Origin of the sequence: Variovorax sp. RKNM96 (genome assembly GCF_017161115.1) — a bacterium.
In the GTDB taxonomy this organism is placed as follows: domain Bacteria; phylum Pseudomonadota; class Gammaproteobacteria; order Burkholderiales; family Burkholderiaceae_C; genus Variovorax.
On sequence record NZ_CP046508.1, the window covers coordinates 6089541 to 6105682 of the forward strand.

Consider the following 16142-nt stretch of genomic DNA (forward strand, 5'->3'; position numbering starts at 1 on the left):
GATGCGGAAGAGCCAAGGGCTCAGAAATATTCGTGCTCGTCCACGGATTCGTCTGGCTGAGTTGTGTCGGGGTCAGGCGTCTCCGCGGGGGCCAGCAATGGAACAGATGAAGCAGATGACGAAGGGCTGCTGTCCGGTTCCTGCTGTACCGCGTCAAGGAGGCGCGGGCTGAGTGGTGCCAGCTCGGACTGTTCGAAGCGAGCCTTTTGAGCATGAGCAGCCTCGGGCATAACCTTCGTCATCCCCAAGCGCTCATAGAGATAGTTGGCTTCCGAGGCTTGCTCACGGAGGCGTTCATCCCAGCGCTCAGGCGTCCACAGCGCGATCTTCTTGCGCGCGATATTCGGGTTATGCCGGTCCTTCTGCGCCGCAGTGCGACGTCGCCTGTTCTCTTCGCGGCGCTGGATCTCCAGCTCACAGCGAAAGCGGCCTTCAAGACTGCGGCCATCTCGGGCCTGCGCGATCACCCACTGATCACGGAAACAGACATACACGACGCTTGCGGCCCACATCTCCGTACGGACCTCGGCTTTCTCGCCCGGCTTCGCCCGGCTGAGCATGTCGTTCCAGTAGTACATGCCGTCCACGAACACACCTCGCTGCCGGTCGATCACGCGAGTGGGAGTCCCCGAGTGCGCGGCGGTCAGAAGCTTGAACAATTGGTCGTAGCGAACGATCACATGAGACCGTGAGCCGCACTCGAGTAGCAGGCGCTTCTCGTGGTCGATCGGCGTCATGCCCAAGCGGGGATGAATACGCGCGGCGTGGACACGGAAGAAGTATTCGTCCAGGGCGCCATGCAATGCGGGCAGAGTCCACGAAATGAAATGCTTCGGGTTCACAGCTGCGGACACCATGCGCGGGTCTTTGAGGCAGATCGTGTTGCCGTCCATGGCCGCGATGACTTCTACCTCTGTCGCACCCAGTGCACGCTCGACACGGCTGGAATCACGAGGCTTGGCGCGCCGGCGCCAGCGGATATGAATGCTGAAAATCGAGCAGAACTGTTTGAGTGCTTCGCTGTGGAATTCGCTCCCGTTGTCCAGCACGATCATCTTCGGAAGTCGACCATTGCGCCGCACGTAGTCACGCATGAGCATGAGCACTGTTTCTGTGCAGGCCGGGCTGTAGGAAACATAGAAGGCCCGGGTCTGGCTCGTTGCGCCGTCCGTCGCAATGGTCAGCGTCGGCTTGCCAAGATCCGGTAGGTCGATCCCCCTCAAGAGGAGGTTCAGAATCGTGTGATCGATGTAAATCACCTCGTGCGGCAGGACACCGTGCACTGGGTGTTCATAGTCAAACACAAGAGGAATGGGTGCCTTCTGGTAGTCTTTTCTCTTTCCTTCTCGTTTCTCGACGCTCTCCCTCAGCCTTATCCACTCGTAGAAGCTGGATTGGGCCATCGGCCGGAGACCCGCCTCGTCGCAGGCGGTCACGAAGCTGGAGTAGGTTGAGGAGATGGGCCTATTGCTGGCCGTGTTGTGCTCCAAAAGAGCCTTGGCCGCCAGGTCCATGACCTCTTTCGGCAGTCGGGGCGTCCTGTTGCCACCTTTTGCAGGGGTCAGCGCTTCGAGACGCTCTTGGATCGACGTAACGCCCGCGAGCTTCGCCTGCCAGCGCTGTATAGATCGCTTTCCTTTGCGTAGCGACATGCCCGCGGATACTTCTTCCGATCGGGTTATGGCTTCTGCCAATCCGACCTTGTTGCAGATGACTTGGTCGAGGTCATACTCGGGCTCGACTTTGGACGGCGTCTCCGCGGTGAGCTTCTCCCGTTCGAAGAGCTGCTCGATCAGCGACAACGGAAACGGGATGTGCGCGTCGCTGTTGCCGCTCAGCGGCCTGCATGTCGCCTCTGTCGACCCCGTGAGCACGACCTCATAGGGGCGCCCTTCGTACAAGAATTTCACCCCGGACTCGATCACCAGAACGTTGGTGGGGCGCTCGAAGGACGGTGCTCGGCGCAGCAACATATCAGCCTGTGCGGTGACCCAATCCTCATAGAGGATCAGTTCGTCGACCAGATCGAGCCGCTGCGCCCAAAGGTCTACGTAAACCCCTTGCTGACTCAGCACAAGCTGAAAGACATGGTCTGCCTGGAATCCGTTCCGATGAACCAGGCTCAGATGGGCAACGAGGTGCTGGTCCTTGAGCAGCTTGGCCAGCCGCTGTGCTTCCGAGGGCGGGACAGGAGGTGTGTCTTCCCGGTTGTAGTCCGCGAGGAACGACAGGTTTGCAAGGTAGACGCGCGGGTGCTCGTCTGCCGACCGAAGCCGGTAGATGATGCCGAGCCGCTTGAAGTGTTCCTCTGCCGGCAGGTAGTGCCAGACCTGCTCCTGATCCTTGAAGAAGTGATGAGGGCGCTCGGATGCGAGTCGCTGAAGCCTGGCTTCCTCGCGCCACTCCTCCATCACGAAACCCTCGTCAGTCAGGAGAAACAGATCGGGGGTGTGCTGCAGGCGCGTTTGCCCGCCGCGAGGACCGGACGCCATCATGTCAACCATGCACGGTTGAGGCCAGAGCTCCCGAGTCCCTTTGTCGTTTTCCCGAAAGACAATGGCCGGCAGTTCCACGGTACGGCTCTCGGCGTAGAGTGCACGGCCCATCTTGGTGCTGATGAAACGCGTTCGCACCGTGTCCATCCGCGACTGCAGGCTGCGCACGGGCCCCTCGGTGCGAATGCGCCGGATCAGTTGCCTGCCCGTCTCCGGAACCCGCCAGTCGACGAACGCTCGCTCCAGCTCGGCGTCGCTCAGCATGCGCGCCTCCACATCAAGACTGGATTTGCGTCAGCGCGCGCTTCTGCAGCGGCATGCAGTAGCGTCTGCGTGCCTGCCGACCTCGATGGCCACAGGTCCCTCCTGCACTGAGGGTCCGCCTCCCGGCCGAACGCTTTGCTTGATGCGCCTCTGGCCAGACCTTCCGGGATATGTCGCGTTGCTCCAGATGCCATGGTTTCCTCTGCTACATAGACCCCAGTGGGGCACCATGCGCGGAAGAACCGAGCCTCAACTTTCAACCAGTCATACGTCGATGCGTCGTGCAGGCGCAACGCATCACACCGACCTCAGGCGACCGGCGACGACAAGCTCGTTGGAAACGTTTTTCCGAACCATAGGGCTTGAACCTTGGCTACAGATCGCAGTACATTGGAGGCATCCCGTCCAAGGATGCAGACCCAAATCCCCTCGCGTTGGTTGACGCCAATACGAGGGGTTTCTGCTTCTCGTTCTATTGAATGCTCGACTCTTTGCTCGCGCTCCTTACTTCGACTGACTCTGTTGGTTTCCGTTCGGAAGCGTCGGCGTTGAATGCTGGGTAACTGCCAGGAAGCGTGCGACTTCCTCCGCAAGGAAATACGTTCCTCGGCGATGTTGCAGCTTCAAGATTGCAATCGGCAGATTGCCGCGCAGGATGCTCTGTTCGAGTGCCGCTACCGTCCGATACTTCAAGACCTTCGCCAGTGCCGTCATGTCCAGCACCGGCCCGTAGCGGTCCATCAGGAATTCCGTCACCAAGCGTTGCGTGGTCGCGCTCGCCACGTCCGATGCCATCTCTTTGGCTGGCTCGGGAGACTCGACATCGGCCTGGGAGACCAGCTTCTTCACCATAGAGGGTGAGTATCTGAAAGGCGTTGTCCGCCGGCAAGCAGCACTGACGCGATGAAATCTGGCATTGACGCATCGAAGATGCGAGGCACCAGCACCTCAATTTTTGTCCGATGATTTTGCGATCGCACAAATTTGCGTTAGTTGGCAAACTGGTTCCTGCCCCGGAAACATCATCAGCAGCATCGCTGCCCATGCCCATGCCCATGCCCATGCTTGGCTCGCATCTCAAGGCCGCGCCGCAATCGGCTTTGAAATGTAGGAGGCATGGTCAAGGTCGATCATGAGCCATGGCACGTCATGGAATGGGGCCAGATGCATTCCTCCGCGGCGTACCTCCTGGCGGAGAACATATTTTCTTTGTTGCTTTTGTTGAGCTTTGCGTTGCGCGGATTTGCGGAACATTCCAGGCTCGCGGTCTCCGGAAAAATTTCCATGTCGTTGCATGTTGCCCACAGTTGCGCCAAGTTAGTGGCCAGCATCCCCACATCCGCTTGTGCAGGGATGCGTCCGGCGCCGAGAAAACTCACAGGGATTTAAGGTGTCCAGAAAACACGAAGGCCTCTTGCTTCCGCGATTGATCGCACTCGGCGAATTCGCCAACGAACTGCTGGCGAACGTCGTACGCGATAGCGACTTCAACACTACGCAGTTTCTGATCGCTTTTCACTTCGATAGATTCAGCAAACTCGCTGACGCGGAAGCGTCGATGCCGCTCACTCCGACAGCCGTGGCACAGCTGATGATGTGCCCGCCTGGCCGTGTGCTCGCTCAGTTAAAGGAGATGAGAAAAAGGGGAGATGTGGTTGCAACTGAATTCGATCAAGCACCGCCGTCAACAGACTCCGCTGGCGATGGAAGGCATCGGTTCTACCGGTTGACGGTCCAAGGGCGGGAGCGGTTGCTGTCGCTCGTGGACGAACTGGTCAGCATTGAAGAACTCATCCGCGCCGCTCTCCCTCGGAAGATAGAAGATGGACTCGCTACCTTTCATTGCGATCTCGAAGCTGCCTCACTCAATGGTCATTTGCAGAATCTGCGCGCCATACGAACCATCTGGGAGATCGGCGGGCTGAAAAAACTACGGGGCGGCCATCGAAGGCTTCTTCGGCGGTTTTCCGAATGAGAAGGCGGGATCAGTTCGAAAGACGGTCCGGGCTGCCCGGCTGATCCGACAGCAGGGTCTGCGAGATCAGGTGGACATCGTTGGACGCCAGCATCGGCACGTACTCGATGGCCTCCTCGGCAGCTTGCGACCCAGTCACTCACACGTCGGGCGCTCGCCCAGGCACACGCCAAACCTGATCCCAAGTCGACCCCGTAGCGAGGCTGTGGTGTCGAACGGGCCGCTCGTCGCGATGAAGCGAGGGCTGGCCGCCAGCACCTGCCGCTTAGGCCAAAGTCGCGCGCGATCGGTTGGTGCGGAGCCGCGTAGGCACTCAGTTTAAGGCCTTGACATCGTCGAAGGTCTGTGCGGTTTCGCAAAAGGCTCGAAAAAGCTGCTAGGACGAAGACCTGATCGACTGCAGAAGGCAGGTGCTTCACCCAATTGACGGAACGGCGGCGTCTGCGGTCCCATCGCTCAGCCGCGGATGGCCATGCGAATGCGCCGCGTCTGGATTTTCCATCCCTCGGCCGTTCGACTGAAGGTGTCGTGGTACTCCACCACCGACGGCGGGCCCGATAACTGCGCCGCGGCGTCCGCGCTGCCGCCCGAGCCCTGAAAAAAGAGCACGTAGCAAGCGCCAGTGGCCTCCCCCTCGGTTGCGTCCTCCACGCTCACGCTGATGTTAGTGCAGACATGGCGTGTCGTGATCTGCGTGGGACGCGATGCCAGGAACCGGGCGATCTCGGCACGTCCTTGTGACACCGCCCCCATGCGGTCCAGCGTCGCGTCTTCGGTGAACAACGCAAGCACCTGCTCGTAGCGACGAGCGTCGAGGTGATGTGCGAAATCCACGCACAGGCGCGCGCACGCGGCCTCGTCTTCGATGCGATGTGCACTCATGGCGCGCTCAGCCTAACATGGAGCCACGAACCTCCGACACCGGCAGATGCTCGGTGCGCAGCAGCAACGCCGCCTCGCTCTCGCCGGCTTCCAGGCGCGCGCGCATGAGTTCAGGGTCGAACTCCACGCCGATGGGGTTCGCCTCGAAATGCGGGCCGTACATGAACGCGTTGGCCTCGTCGTTCGACGTGTAGCTGTCGGCCTGGAATTCCATCTGGTTGCCGTCGGGGTCGGCGTAGTACAGCGACACGGTGATGCCGTGGTGCACGCACCAGTAAGGCATCACACCTTTTTCCTTGAGCTCCGCATATTTGCCGAGCAATTCGCGCAGTGAGGCGAAGCCGTAGGCCACATGGTCCACACCGGGATGGCCGCGCGGAGTGGCTGCATCCGACGCGCCCTTCAGGATGCCCAGGTTCAGCAGGGCCACGCGGTGATGCTCGCCGTCGTAGGTCACGAAGGCGATCACCGGGTTCTGATACTGCACCTTGCCGCAAAACACCTTCACATACCAGCCGAGCATCTGCTCGAACCGGTACGTGCGGTAGACGACATGCGCAAAGCTGGTGGGGCGAATGGCGGTGGTCATGGCAGATGTATGGCCTGTTCTATCGACAAGAAATCTGGACTTCCGAGACGCGGTCTGGTTCTATCGCTGAAGTTGAAGCTGCTCAACGAAGCCATCGAAAAGCTTCGAGCGGCTCGAGCGGGAACACAAGCACCGCATGACGGTCTCGACCCTGCGCCCCGCTACAGCGGGTAGTGCCTGCGGGCCTGGCTCACCGTCACTAGGTTGAGGTCGGTGAACATGTCGATGGCCCAACGCCCGAAGCGCGCCCATCCGCTGTCCTTCACGCCGCCGAATGGAATCTGCGGTTCACCGCCCATGGTCGGCCCGTTGACGTTGACCATGCCGGCCTGGATTCGGCCGCCTAACGTCACACCCCGCCAGACGTCCGCGGTCATGACCGATGCCGACAGGCCGAACTGCGTGCCGTTGGCCTTCTCCAGCGCTTCATCCTCGCTGTCGAAGGGCTCGACCAGCACGACGGGACCGAACACTTCCTCACAATGGATTGGCGCATCAGCCGGTACATCCACGAGCACCGTCGGTTCGAAGCACCGCCCCTGATTACCGCCACCTGCGAGCACCCGTGCGCCCTTGGCCACGGCTTCATCGACGCCCTTGCGCACGTTGGCCAGTGCCTGGTCGTTGATCAGCGGTCCGATTTTGGTGCGCGGATCCGACGGATCGCCCGGCTGGACGGTCTTCGCGCGGGCGACGAAACGGTCGAGGAACTCGTTGTAGAGCGGCCGCTCCACCAGGATCTTTCGCGTGTTCATGCAGATCTGCCCCTGGTGGAAGAAGGCCGCGAAGATCGCTGTGTCGACCGAATAGTCGAGGTCCGCATCCTTGAAGATGATCATCGGGTTGTAGCCGCCGAGTTCGAGCGCAATGCGCTTGAGCTGCTTGCCGGCGCGCGCGGCAAGGAGCGAGCCGGTGGCCGAGGATCCGGTGAAGTTGTATGCGCGCACCTTGCGGCTTTCGAACAGGCGGTCGGCAATGGGCCCCACCTGCCCCGGCGCATGCGTGATCACGTTGAGGACGCCGGGCGGAAAGCCTGCCTCCGTCATGATCTCGCCCATCAGCAGGCCCGCGCACACGGGCGCGTCCTCCGACGGCTTGAGCACCACGGTGTTGCCGCAGGCCAGCGGCGCGACGATGGTGCGAAAGCCCAGCGCGAGCGAGCCGTTCCACGGAGAGATGCCACCGATCACGCCGAGTGGCTTGCGCACTGCCATGGCGAACACGCCGGGCGTGTCCGAGGCTACGATCTCGCCGCCCGGCAGGTAGGGATAGCCCGCCGCCTGCCGCAGCAGACCCGCGGCCCACTGCACCTGGAAGCGTGAGAACGGCGCCGCCGAGCCGGTTTCCTGCGCCATGAGGAGCACGATCTCATCGGCGCGTCGCTCGAGCACGTCCGCCGCCTTAAGGAAGAGCGCCTGACGCGCCCGCGCGCCCATGGCTGCCCAAGCGGGAAACGCCTTGTCGGCCGCATCGATGGCGCGTTGCGCGTCGGCTTCGCCCGAAGCGGGAATTTCGGCGAAGACTTCTCCGCTGAACGGATTCATGTCGTTGAAGGTGCGACCCTCGAGAGCCCCGACCCACTCGCCGTCGATCAGTTGCTGGAATTGCCGGGGTGGGGCGATAGAGGCGGTGGTGGTGATGGTTGCTTTGTCTGTCATGTCGATCTGCTGAATGGTTACGTCATGTTCAGCGACCGCCGGAGCATCGCGGCGTAGTCGGAGACGGAGGGATGGAACGGCGCGAAAAGGTTGAAATGGCTTGCATGCGCGGCCTGGGCCAGCGCATCCACGTCAGGGGCGACGTATCCGAGTTGCGCAAGGGTCGTAGGCAGCCCGACCTCCCGCATGAGCGACGCGACGCCCTCCGACAATGCCGTCGATGGCGCAAGGCCCAGCGCCCGGGCAACGGCGTCCGCTCGCTCGGGCACGCGGCGCTGCGAAGCATCCAGCGTTGCCACAAGGCCGATCCCGCTCAGGATGCCGTGAGGAAAACCCTGGTCGCTGCACACGATCGCCACGGCGTGTGCCGGGCCCAGCCCCATCCCGATGGACACGCCGCCTGCGAAGGCGGCAAGCAACATTGCGCTTCGGGCATCCGGATCGGAGCCCTCGGTGACCGCGCGCCGCAGGTGCTGCGCCACGCGCGCGATGCCGTCCAGCGCGATGGCGTCGCCCAGCGGCACGCTCTTGCGCGAGAGGTAGCCCTCGATGCAGTGACTCAGCGCATCGATGCCCGTGGCCGCCGTGAGGCTCGCAGGCAGGCTGTGCGTGAGGTGCGGGTCCAGAATCACGACGGATGGAACCAAGTGCCGCGAGTTCATGCCCACCGACGCGGTGGCCGCGTCCGGATGGATGCCGGCCGAGGGCGAGGCTTCGCTGCCGGTGCCCGCGGTGGTGGGAACCACGAGCAAGGGCGCGGTTGCCACGTGCGGTGCGTCTCGCATGCCGACGTAGTCGGCGGCGCGTCCCGGGTTCGTCGCCAGCAACGCGATGATCTTCGCGGTGTCGATGACGGAGCCTCCGCCCAGTGCCACCACCCCGTCACAGCGTTCCTGACGATAGAACGCCGCGCCGTCCTCGACGTCGGCGAAGAGCGGGTTTTCCGTGACGGCGTCGAACACCGACATGTTGCCCGCGTCGCCATAGGCCTCCACGGCCCGTGCTGCGATGCCGGCCGCGACCACGCCGCGGTCGGTCACCAGCAGCGGCCTAGCGACACCCAGCGCCGCGAGCTCGCCGGACAACGCAGACAGCGCGCCGTCCGCGAAAAGCGTGCGCGGAAGTTGGAGCGCGGCGAAGATGGGCGCCGTGCCGGCCGCGCTCATTGCTTGCCAATGCGCGCAAGGCGCATCAGTTTCAGGGCATTGCCCAGGTAGAGCTTCTCGCAGTCCTCGTCGCTCAGGCCCTGGTTCTCGATCGAGCGGATGCCCTCGCGGATGAACATCGGCCCGCCCTCCGGGTCGAACGGGCAGTCGGAGGCGAACACCACGTGGTCGACGCCGAAGAACTCGAGCCCGCAACGCAGCGCAGAGGACGAGCCGCCAAGCACCGTGTCGCCGTAGAACATCTTGAAGTAGTCGATCGGCGGCTTGGACAAGCGCTTGAGCACGTCGGCTTCGCTGCCGTCGGCGCTGCGACTGCCCAACTGGGCCCACAGCGATTCCGCACGCCCCGCGAAGTACGGCAGCATGCCGCCGCAGTGGTGCGTGATGACGCGCAGGTCCGGGAGCTTTTCCAACATACCCGAGAAGACCATGCGCGACATGGCGACCGAGGTCTCGAAGGGCCAACCGAGTACCTGCCAGATCTCGTACTTGGACCGTTCCTCGTCCTTGTAGTCCGACACCGTGCCGGGCCGGAACGGGTGCATCCACACCGGCAGCCGGTGCCGGTTGGCCATGGCCTCGAAGATCGGGAAGAACTCCGGATTGTCTAGCGGCCGGCCATTGACGTTGGTGACGACCTGCACGCCGCGGGCGCCCAGTTCGTTGATGGCGCGGTCCATTTCCTTCAGCGCGGCCGGCACGTTGTTCATCGGCAAGGCGGCGACGAAGACGGGGAACTGGTCGGGGTAGCGCGCGCAAATTTCGGCCATGCCGTCGTTGGCGACGCGCGCGAATTCCGGCGACTGATCGGGACCGCCCAGCATTTCGGGTGCGGGCTGGCTCAGCGTGAGCACCTGCACCACATCCGGAAACTTCTCAGCCAGCATCTGGGCGCGCGCTTCCAGGTCCCACAGCAGGCGCAGGCTGGCCATGCGCTTGACGATGCCCGCGTCCTTCGAGTGCGCCTTCACGAGCTCGAAGTACTTCGGCGGAAGCACGTGGTTGTAGATGTCGATCTTCTTGAACGCCGGCTTGCCGCCGGTCGATGGCGCTGTCATCTTCACTGTCTCCTGGGAGTTTTTTGGCTTTGCGCAATTTAGGTGCAACGGCGCTGCGGCGGAAGATCACAAAACGGCAGTGGCGATGCTCCAGGTGAATCACTTCAGCGCCGCGTCGGCGCACGCCTTGCGCCTAAGGGTAGAACCGGTGTTGCCGTCGATGCGCAAACAGGAAAATTCATCCCCTTCCGATACCCGAGATGAATCACCCGTCATGAAATTCAGCGCCGTCAGAGATTTCCTGGCCGTCGCCGAGCGCGGCGGCCTGCGTGCCGCCGGCCGGCACCTGAACGTGCCCCAGCCCGCCATCACCCGCAGCATCCACGAACTTGAGAAGGAACTGGGCGCGCCGCTGTTCGAGCGCACCCCCAAGGGCGTTCGCCTCACCGCCATCGGCGAGACCTTCCTGCGCCGGGCGACGGCCGTGCGCAACGAACTGCAGCGCGCGAAGGAGGAGATCGACCAACTGCGCGGCGAGACCCACGGCACGGTCACGATCTGCCTGTCGAGCGTGCCCCACCTGGCGCTGCTGCCGAATGCGCTGCGGCCATTTCGAGAGCGCTTCCCCAACGTGGACCTGCGCGTGATCGACGGCGTGTTTCCCACCGTCGAAGCAGCGCTCAAGGACGGCAGCGTGGACTTCTACATCGGTCCGCCCCCGGTGCAGCTTCCGGCCGAGCTGCAGATGGAGACGATGTTCGAGAACTCGCGCATCATCCTCGGACGCAAGGGGCATCCGCTGCGCAACGCGCGTTCGCTGCGCGAACTGGTCGATGCCGAATGGATCACGACATCGATCACGCACAAGGCCGAAGAAGAACTGGGCCCCCTTTTTGCCGAGCACGACCTGCCGCCGCCACGCCTGGCCATGCGCGCGCAGTCGTCGCAGACCTTTCTCGTGGCCATGGCCTATTCGGACATGCTCATGATGCTGCCGATCCAGTGGATCAAGTTCCCGCTCTGGAAAGACGTGCTGACACAGATCAAGGTGACCGAGGCGCTGCCCGCCCCGCCGATCTGCATCATCCAGCGCTCGGGCATGCCGCTCACGCCGGCCGCCGACTTCTTCCGCGTGGTCATGGAGCGGGCGGCGGGGCACATGGAATCGCTCACGAGCTGACGGTGGCCACGGTGGACCCTTACGGCTATCAAGCGATCACGACATCGGGCACTCGGCGTGGTACGAGTCGCGGTAGTCCTTCAAGGGCGTCGCAACGGTCTTCAGGCTCACGCGCCCCTTGGCGTCCTTCGCCACCTCGAAGGCATACCAGTTGCTGATCGGGAAGTTGTTGTTGTCGAAGCGCAGGGTGCCGCGCACCGACTTCGCACTGCCCGCCTTCAGCGCCGCCATGAAGGCCTTCTTGTCCGTGACGTTGCCCTTGACGCGCTCGATCGCCGCGTCGAGCAGCAGCGCCGAGTCGTAGCCCTGTGCGGCGAAGTTCGAGGGAATGCGGCCATGCCGTTTCTCGAAGGCCTCGACGAACTGGCGGCTCACCGCGTTATCGGTGTCGGGGGCCCAGAAATGCACCGCCTGCACGCCGAGCGCGGCATCCTTGAGTGCGGGCAACGTCGTGCCGTCCATCATGCCCACGGTCAGCAGCGGCACGGTCTTCAGCAGCCCGGCCTGCTGGTACTGGCGCGTGAAGTTGACAGCCTGTCCGCCGGGGATGAATGCGAACACGGCGTCGGGCTTGCTCGCCGCGATCGGCGCCAGCTCGGCCGCGAAGTCCGGCTGCGTGAGCCCCGGGTAGGCCTCGTCGAGCACTTGACCCTTGAAGTACTTCTTGAACCCACGGATCGCGTCCTTGCCGGCCTGATAGTTCGATGCCAGCAGCACCATGCGCTTATAGCCCTTGTCCTGCGCATACTTGCCGGCCGCCTCGGCCCAGCTGTCGTTCTGCCAGGAGGCGACGAACTGGTACGGCGAGCATTGCGCACCCGCCATCGGCGACGGCCCCGCGTTGGCACTAATGAGGAACACCTCCTTGCCGGTGACTTGCTTTTGCACCGCCATCATCACGTTGGATCCCGCGATGCCTGTGATGATCGGCACGTTGTCCTTCTCGATCAGTTTCTGCACGATCTGCACCGCCGCGTCGGGCTTGAACTGGTCGTCCTGCTTGAGGATCTGCACCGGGACGCCTCCGAGCTTGCCGGCGTTCTGTTCCACGCCGAGCATGAAGCCGTCGTACATGTCCTGCCCGAGCGTTCCGATCGGGCCTGAAAAGGTGTTGACGTAGCCGATCTTGATCGGCGCGGGTTGCGCGAGGACTGGGCCTTGCAGGCAGAGCGCGGATAACGCCAGCGCGAAGAATTTCTTGTCAAAACGGAGCATGGTGTTCCTGGGTCGGTGCTTGAATGATGGGGATGGCGCGCGGCGCGCTCACACGCCGACGTACTCGCTCAGAAGTTCGGGCTTGGCCTGCAACTGGGCCGAAGTGCCACCCCAGACGACGCGGCCCTTCGCGACGATGAAATGGCGGTCGGCCAGGCGCAGCAACGGTGCGATGTTCTTGTCGATGACGATCAGCGACAGCCCCGCTTCCTTGAGCCGCATCAGGCAACTCCAGATCTCACCGCGAATGAGCGGCGCCAGCCCCTCGGTGGCCTCGTCGAGGATCAGCAGGCGCGGGTTCGTCATGAGAGCGCGTCCGATGGCGAGCATCTGCTGCTCGCCGCCCGAGAGGTTGGCGCCAAGATTGCGCTCACGCTCCTTCAGGCGCGGAAACATCTCGCACACCCGATCCAGCGTCCACGGCGCTGCAACACCTCGCCGGTTGCTCGCGGTGGCGACCAGGTTCTCCCGCACTGTCAGGTTCGGGAAGATGTGCCGTCCTTCCGGCACCAGCCCGACCCCGGCCCGCGCCACGAGGTACGCCGCGCGGCCGGCGATGTCCTGCCCGCCGAGGCGGATGGCGCCGCGACGCGGCGCCATCATGCCCATGACGGTTTTCACGGTGGTCGATTTGCCCATGCCATTACGTCCGATCAGCGTCACCACCTCGCGCTCCCGGACCTCGAAGCTCAGGCCGAAGAGCGCCTGGCTCGGGCCGTAGCAGGTCTCGATGTTCTGCACCTCGAGCAATGTGCTCATACCGCCTCCGCTGTTGCGTCGCCGAGGTACGCTGCGCGCACCTCCTGGTTGTCGCGGATCTCGTCTGCGGTCCCGGTGGCGATGTGGCGCCCGCGCACGATGACCGTGATGCGGTCGGCCAGCGCGAAGACCGCGTCCATGTCGTGCTCGACGAGCACGATCGCGCAACTGCCGCGCAGCGTCTGCAGAAGCCGCACCATGTCGGCCGACTCGTGATGGCTCATGCCTGCCATGGGCTCGTCCAGCAGCATGACTCGGGGCCGCAGCGCCAGCGTCATCGCGATCTCGAGCTGACGGCGCGCACCGTGGGCGAGCGCGGAGACCCGGCGTTCCGCGCGGTCGGCCAGTCCCACCCGTGCGAGCAGATCGCGCGCCGGACGCACGAGCTCCTGGTCCTTCCACACAGGCTTCCAGAAAGCCATGCTGCGGCCGCTCGCACCCTGCACTGCAAGCATCACGTTCTGCAGCGCACTGAACTCCTGGAACACCGATGTGATCTGGTAGCTGCGCGCGATGCCCAGGCGCGCGCGGCGATCCACCGGCAAGTGGCGAACATCCGCGCCGTCGAACGCGATGCACCCGCCGTCCGAGGACATCTCGCCGCAGAGCTGGTTGATCAGCGTCGTCTTGCCGGCTCCGTTGGGACCGATCACCGCATGGATCTCGCCCGGCTGCACATCGAGGTCGAGCCCGTCCGTCACGGTGAAGCCACCGAAGCGCTTCACCAGACCGGTGACTTTCAGCCCCCTCGGGGCATGGAGAGGTTGCGCCGCGCTCATGTCCCCTCCCTTTCCTTGCGGCCGGCCAGCGAGCCATAGAGGCCGTCCTTGAGATTGATCGCCACCAGCACGACGACGATGCCGAGCAGACCGAGCCAGTGCTCGCGCAGGAACTCGTCGCCGCCCCACGGCAAGCCGATCGCCGCGGACGACAGCAGCTCCTCGAGCACCAGCCATGCCACCGCACCGACCACGGGACCGAGCAGCGTGCCCACGCCGCCGAACACCACCATGATGAGCAGTTCGCCGGAGACCGACCATTGCATGTATGACGGCGAGACGAAACTCGTGAGATTGGCCAGCAGCACGCCAGCGAGCACGCACACGAGTGCGGAAGCCACATAGGCGATGAGCTTGAAGCGCTGCGCTGGGAATCCCAGCGCGCGCATGCGCCGCTCGTTCGACTTGCAGCCGCGCAGTGCCATGCCGAAGCGCGAATCCACCACGCGAGAGACCGCGAACAGCGCCAGCATCAGCACGGCGAAGACTAGGTAGTAAAGCACTGTGGCGTTACCGATGTCGATGAAACCGAAGTCGCTGCGCGCCGGTAGCGCGTACCCGTCGTCGCCACCATAGGTCTTCAGGCTCACCGCCAGGAAATAGAGCATCTGCGCGAAGGCCAGCGTGATCATGATGAACGCGACACCACTCACCCGCAGGCACACCAGGCCCACGAGCGTGGCGACCAGCGCGCCGGCCGCAAGCGCAGCGGCGACGTGGACATAACCGTTGCCAACGCCGTGGTAAGACAGGATGCCCACCGCGTAGGCACCGATGCCCAGGTACATCGCGTGCCCGAAGCTCACGAGGCCGCCGTATCCCACGACGAGGTTCAGGCCCAGCGCGGCGAGCGCGTAGATCATCATGCGCGAGACGAGCGACACGTAGAACGATTCGCCGGCCAGCGAGGCTGCGAGCGGCACCGCGCCCAGCACGACAAACATTACAGCAACGAACACCCAGCGTTTGCCTTGCATGCCGGCAGCGCGCGCACGTCGCGGCGCGGGCAGCACATTGAGGGTGGGAATGTTCGGCTCAGCCATGGCGCACCGGAAAGAGTCCTGCGGGGCGCACTGCGAGCACCACCGCCATCAGGAGATAGATCAGCATCGATGCGATCGCGGGGCCGGCGGCCTGGGCCAGCGAGGTCTCGAGCATCTCGCGCAGCGCCATCGGCAGGAACGCGCGCCCCACCGTATCGACCGCACCGACGATCAGCGCACCATAAAAGGCACCGCGGATCGAGCCGATACCGCCCGTGATCAGCACCACCAGCGCGAGGATGAGCACCGGCTCGCCCATGCCCGGCTGCACCGAGATGATGGGTGCCGACATGAGCCCCGCGAGCCCTGCGAGCGCTGCGCCGGCCGCGAACACCAGCGCGTTGAGGCGGCCGATGTTCACGCCCAACGCAGAGACCATGGCCGCGTCAGAAGCGCCTGCGCGAATCAGCATGCCGATGCGCGTGCGGTGGATCACCACGTACAGAAGGAGGCCGACCGCCAGGCCGATCGCAATGATCGCGAACCGGTAGGCCGGATACGCCAGGCCGAACAGGTCGATGGTGCCGTCCAGCGCGGGCGGCACGTTCATGAAGATCGGCGCCTGGCCCCAGAAGACTCGAGCTGCCTCGTTGAAGAAAAGGATGATGCCGAAGGTCGCGAGCACTTGGTAGAGGTGGTCGCGTGCATAGAGCTTGGCAAGCACCATGCGCTCCACCGCCAAGCCCAGCAGCAGGGTGCCGGTCACGGCGGCCAAGGCAGCGAGCATGAAGGACTGCGTGCGCTCGAACACCGTCGCGGCCAGGTAGGCACCTGCCATGAACAGCGAGCCGTGCGCCAGGTTGATGCAATGCATGATGCCCAGCACCAGCGTGAGACCTGCGGAGAGCAAGAACAGCAGCACGCCGAGTTGGAAGCCGTTGAGGATCTGGGCGAGAAACAGCGCGCCCGTCATGCGCCGTCCCCGATGAGCGGGACTGCGCCCACGCGATCGCACTCGATTTGTCTCTGCACTTTCTGTCTCCTGCATGCGCTTTGTTGGAGCGCAATGTAGGCGTGCGCGAGTGCTGGCGGAAGATGACAAAACGCGCAGTGCGATAGCAGGATCGAATCACCTGCGGGCACGCAGCGGGCGGGGTAAATACCGATCCCGATCCGGTATCAGAACCGCACCGATGCCA

Annotated in this window: 15 protein-coding genes; 2 read left to right on the forward strand and 13 right to left on the reverse strand. The window is 63.7% G+C overall.

Features of this window, described 5'->3' with window-relative positions:
- Positions 1–20: 20 nt before the first annotated feature.
- Positions 21–2759, reverse strand: coding sequence for a DDE-type integrase/transposase/recombinase (locus GNX71_RS28320; protein ID WP_206175493.1), 2739 nt, complete (start codon positions 2757–2759; stop codon positions 21–23).
- A gap of 504 nt (positions 2760–3263) precedes the next feature.
- Positions 3264–3611 carry a hypothetical protein gene (locus GNX71_RS28325; RefSeq protein WP_206175494.1) on the reverse strand — a complete coding sequence of 116 codons (348 nt, stop codon included), beginning with the start codon at positions 3609–3611 and terminating at the stop codon, positions 3264–3266.
- Positions 3612–4149: 538 nt separating this feature from the next.
- On the opposite strand from GNX71_RS28325, the gene GNX71_RS28330 reads away from it, so the two are divergent.
- Positions 4150–4734 carry a hypothetical protein gene (locus GNX71_RS28330; protein ID WP_206175495.1) on the forward strand — a complete coding sequence of 195 codons (585 nt, stop codon included), beginning with the start codon at positions 4150–4152 and terminating at the stop codon, positions 4732–4734.
- 10 nt (positions 4735–4744) lie between these two features.
- Here GNX71_RS28330 and GNX71_RS33715 read toward each other — a convergent pair whose 3' ends face one another.
- From GNX71_RS33715 to GNX71_RS28355, 6 genes are all read right to left on the reverse strand, one after another.
- Positions 4745–4873, reverse strand: coding sequence for a hypothetical protein (locus tag GNX71_RS33715; protein WP_277401875.1), 129 nt, complete (start codon positions 4871–4873; stop codon positions 4745–4747).
- 317 nt (positions 4874–5190) lie between these two features.
- A complete protein-coding gene (locus tag GNX71_RS28335) occupies positions 5191–5616 on the reverse strand; it encodes a nuclear transport factor 2 family protein (protein ID WP_206175496.1) in 426 nt (141 codons plus the stop codon).
- 7 nt (positions 5617–5623) lie between these two features.
- A complete protein-coding gene (locus tag GNX71_RS28340) occupies positions 5624–6205 on the reverse strand; it encodes a VOC family protein (RefSeq protein ID WP_206175497.1) in 582 nt (193 codons plus the stop codon).
- Positions 6206–6366: 161 nt separating this feature from the next.
- Complete coding sequence (locus GNX71_RS28345; protein ID WP_206175498.1) at positions 6367–7863, reverse strand: aldehyde dehydrogenase family protein; 1497 nt, start codon at positions 7861–7863, stop codon at positions 6367–6369.
- A gap of 17 nt (positions 7864–7880) precedes the next feature.
- Positions 7881–9029, reverse strand: a complete 1149-nt coding sequence (locus GNX71_RS28350; RefSeq protein ID WP_206175499.1) for an iron-containing alcohol dehydrogenase — start codon at positions 9027–9029, stop codon at positions 7881–7883.
- Positions 9026–10087 (reverse strand): amidohydrolase family protein, encoded by a 1062-nt coding sequence (locus GNX71_RS28355; protein WP_206175500.1) that lies wholly within the window; start codon positions 10085–10087, stop codon positions 9026–9028. The genes GNX71_RS28350 and GNX71_RS28355 overlap by 4 nt, the downstream gene beginning before the upstream one ends.
- Before the next feature lie 214 nt (positions 10088–10301).
- On the opposite strand from GNX71_RS28355, the gene GNX71_RS28360 reads away from it, so the two are divergent.
- A complete protein-coding gene (locus tag GNX71_RS28360) occupies positions 10302–11207 on the forward strand; it encodes a LysR substrate-binding domain-containing protein (RefSeq protein WP_206175501.1) in 906 nt (301 codons plus the stop codon).
- 36 nt (positions 11208–11243) lie between these two features.
- Here the strand turns inward: GNX71_RS28360 and GNX71_RS28365 are convergent, their stop codons facing one another.
- Genes GNX71_RS28365 through GNX71_RS28385 form a run of 5 tightly spaced genes read right to left on the reverse strand, consistent with a single transcriptional unit; the run spans position 11244 to position 15916 of the window.
- The gene (locus GNX71_RS28365) at positions 11244–12422 is read right to left on the reverse strand and encodes an ABC transporter substrate-binding protein (RefSeq protein ID WP_206175502.1); all 1179 of its coding nucleotides are present in this window, start codon (positions 12420–12422) and stop codon (positions 11244–11246) included.
- A 48-nt stretch (positions 12423–12470) separates the two neighbouring features.
- Entirely contained in the window at positions 12471–13181 is a 711-nt protein-coding gene (locus GNX71_RS28370; RefSeq protein ID WP_206175503.1) for an ABC transporter ATP-binding protein, read from the reverse strand.
- Positions 13178–13960, reverse strand: coding sequence for an ABC transporter ATP-binding protein (locus GNX71_RS28375; RefSeq protein ID WP_206175504.1), 783 nt, complete (start codon positions 13958–13960; stop codon positions 13178–13180). The genes GNX71_RS28370 and GNX71_RS28375 overlap by 4 nt, the downstream gene beginning before the upstream one ends.
- Complete coding sequence (locus GNX71_RS28380; RefSeq protein ID WP_241027077.1) at positions 13957–15003, reverse strand: branched-chain amino acid ABC transporter permease; 1047 nt, start codon at positions 15001–15003, stop codon at positions 13957–13959. The genes GNX71_RS28375 and GNX71_RS28380 overlap by 4 nt, the downstream gene beginning before the upstream one ends.
- Positions 14996–15916 (reverse strand): branched-chain amino acid ABC transporter permease, encoded by a 921-nt coding sequence (locus GNX71_RS28385; RefSeq protein WP_206175505.1) that lies wholly within the window; start codon positions 15914–15916, stop codon positions 14996–14998. Before GNX71_RS28385 ends, GNX71_RS28380 begins: the two co-directional genes overlap by 8 nt.
- Positions 15917–16142: the final 226 nt, after the last annotated feature.

Bases quoted from the DNA above. Each gene is read 5' to 3' on its own strand.
- GNX71_RS28320 (WP_206175493.1), bottom strand. From the start codon at position 2,759: ATGCTGAGCGACGCCGAGCTGGAGCGAGCGTTCGTCGACTGGCGGGTT.
- GNX71_RS28325 (WP_206175494.1), bottom strand. From the start codon at position 3,611: ATGGTGAAGAAGCTGGTCTCCCAGGCCGATGTCGAGTCTCCCGAGCCA.
- GNX71_RS28335 (WP_206175496.1), bottom strand. From the start codon at position 5,616: ATGAGTGCACATCGCATCGAAGACGAGGCCGCGTGCGCGCGCCTGTGC.
- GNX71_RS28340 (WP_206175497.1), bottom strand. From the start codon at position 6,205: ATGACCACCGCCATTCGCCCCACCAGCTTTGCGCATGTCGTCTACCGC.
- GNX71_RS28345 (WP_206175498.1), bottom strand. From the start codon at position 7,863: ATGACAGACAAAGCAACCATCACCACCACCGCCTCTATCGCCCCACCC.
- GNX71_RS28350 (WP_206175499.1), bottom strand. From the start codon at position 9,029: ATGAGCGCGGCCGGCACGGCGCCCATCTTCGCCGCGCTCCAACTTCCG.
- GNX71_RS28355 (WP_206175500.1), bottom strand. From the start codon at position 10,087: ATGACAGCGCCATCGACCGGCGGCAAGCCGGCGTTCAAGAAGATCGAC.
- GNX71_RS28360 (WP_206175501.1), top strand. From the start codon at position 10,302: ATGAAATTCAGCGCCGTCAGAGATTTCCTGGCCGTCGCCGAGCGCGGC.
- GNX71_RS28365 (WP_206175502.1), bottom strand. From the start codon at position 12,422: ATGCTCCGTTTTGACAAGAAATTCTTCGCGCTGGCGTTATCCGCGCTC.
- GNX71_RS28370 (WP_206175503.1), bottom strand. From the start codon at position 13,181: ATGAGCACATTGCTCGAGGTGCAGAACATCGAGACCTGCTACGGCCCG.
- GNX71_RS28375 (WP_206175504.1), bottom strand. From the start codon at position 13,960: ATGAGCGCGGCGCAACCTCTCCATGCCCCGAGGGGGCTGAAAGTCACC.
- GNX71_RS28380 (WP_241027077.1), bottom strand. From the start codon at position 15,003: ATGGCTGAGCCGAACATTCCCACCCTCAATGTGCTGCCCGCGCCGCGA.
- GNX71_RS28385 (WP_206175505.1), bottom strand. From the start codon at position 15,916: ATGACGGGCGCGCTGTTTCTCGCCCAGATCCTCAACGGCTTCCAACTC.